At 55.3% G+C, this 293-nt stretch carries 1 pseudogene; it reads right to left on the minus strand.

What is annotated here, in order from left to right:
- Positions 1 to 293, minus strand: a pseudogene (locus V5P19_RS23325) (glycoside hydrolase family 127 protein); the annotation flags it as partial.

A 293-nucleotide genomic window follows, 5' to 3' on the forward strand; every position in this document is an offset into this window, starting at 1 on the left:
GTTCATACCGGTAACCCGGTGCCTGGATTAAGATCTTATGGCTAAACAATCCCTTGCCTTCAAATGTCGTAAATGGCGCATCGGTGGGCAGCCACAGATTATGCAGTGACTCGCCGTTGTCGGCCTGTTCCAGGCAATACACCAGCGGGCCGCGCTGAATCGCCACTTTTCCGGCGACGTGACGCACCAGCGGGTTACCGTAAACGCGGCGTACCGGCATCGGCAAAGTCAGATTCAGCGTATCGCCCTCCTGCCATTCGCGGGTAATGTGCAAATACCCTTTACGAATATCC

This window comes from Enterobacter sp. UNJFSC 003 (assembly GCF_036903355.1).
GTDB lineage: Bacteria > Pseudomonadota > Gammaproteobacteria > Enterobacterales > Enterobacteriaceae > Enterobacter.